Origin of the sequence: Maribellus maritimus (genome assembly GCF_022267315.1) — a bacterium.
GTDB classification, from domain to species: domain Bacteria; phylum Bacteroidota; class Bacteroidia; order Bacteroidales; family Prolixibacteraceae; genus Draconibacterium; species Draconibacterium maritimum.
Genome location: NZ_JAIKLE010000137.1, coordinates 1 through 1260 on the forward strand (window position 1 = coordinate 1; position 1260 = coordinate 1260).

1 protein-coding gene is annotated in these 1260 nt (G+C 31.9%); it reads right to left on the reverse strand.

The window, feature by feature from the left end; all coding sequences use genetic code 11:
- Nucleotides 1–233 precede the first annotated feature (233 nt).
- Nucleotides 234–1133, reverse strand: coding sequence for a hypothetical protein (locus K5G00_RS29360; protein ID WP_238770187.1), 900 nt, complete (start codon nucleotides 1131–1133; stop codon nucleotides 234–236).
- Between the last annotated feature and the right edge of the window lie 127 nt (nucleotides 1134–1260).

The following is a 1260-nucleotide window of genomic DNA, read 5'->3' on the forward strand; positions in this document are numbered from 1 at the left end:
AGAGAAATACGCGTTAGCAACAGTAGTTAATTGGCTCGGAAAGAATAGAGTAATTTATTTGAACTCTATTCTGGATGTGCTTATGTGGGGAATGGTGGCTAACGGTTTTGCAATATGGCAAGTGGCGGTTTGCGGAGCGCGTTACTATCCACCGACATAAAAGCCCGATGCGAGCTACAATGCCCGAATTTATTACTTTCACCGCCATTTGCTATATTGCATGTTAGCACCAGTTATTCTATTCTGTTTCTATCATAAAATTTTATTCTCAAAGTATTTTTATCTATACCAATCAATGCAGTCCATTCGATATCAGTCTCAGGAACATTGGCAAATCCTAAATAAATCAATTTGTCATTATCATACAACGGAACAGGTTGTAAATCTCTAATTATAAAATCCTTTGTAATTGAATTAATCAAATCACTGTTTTTTAATATATAAACTTTAGTATCATTTGTCTGATAATCAGAATACGAAATAAAAGAAATTGTATCATTATTGATTATTGTAAATCCACTACCGAAAACAAATTTTTTCTCCAATTGTAATTTTTTAATTATTAAATCAATATAATTTGAATCAATAATAAAATCAGGTGTTTTTTTAATTACATATTTATCAGAATAATTACAGCTAATTACTAAATTATTTTCATAATTATCTTTACCAGAATAAGTTGCTATCAATTCAGAGGTTGTCATGGCATCATAATACTCATAATCTTTTCTATAGATTGTATCAATTAACTCTTGTTTATCATTAAATATCAATAAGGTGTCAAGGTTATCAACGAGCAGGTGTCTTTTTGCTAAATTATTATCAATTTGCAATCTTGTCTCCTCTAAACCACTGGTTATCTCTCTAACATTTTTGGTTGTAATCTCATTAGCGACTGTCTCGTTATACTCTGTCCGATAATAGAGAGAAATATAATAATCTGATGTATCATAGAATTTGTCGAGTGTGCTTGCAAATATTGAATTATTTTGAAAGGTATCAATCTCCATGTTATCAATAATCAATTTATCAGAATCTGAAGTATCCTGTTTATCATCGATTACAGTCTCAGTTTTTACTCCTTTTTGAGTGTCAGTTTGTGAATTACAACAACTCAATAAGTTGATTATCAATATGTATGCGATTTTTTTTCATAATTGGTGCTAACGGTCACTTGTAAGTTGTCGTTGCGGATTTCGGAGCTCGTTCCTGTCCGGCAGGACGGAACGATGTTGCGAGAATCCAGCGAACGACACACCA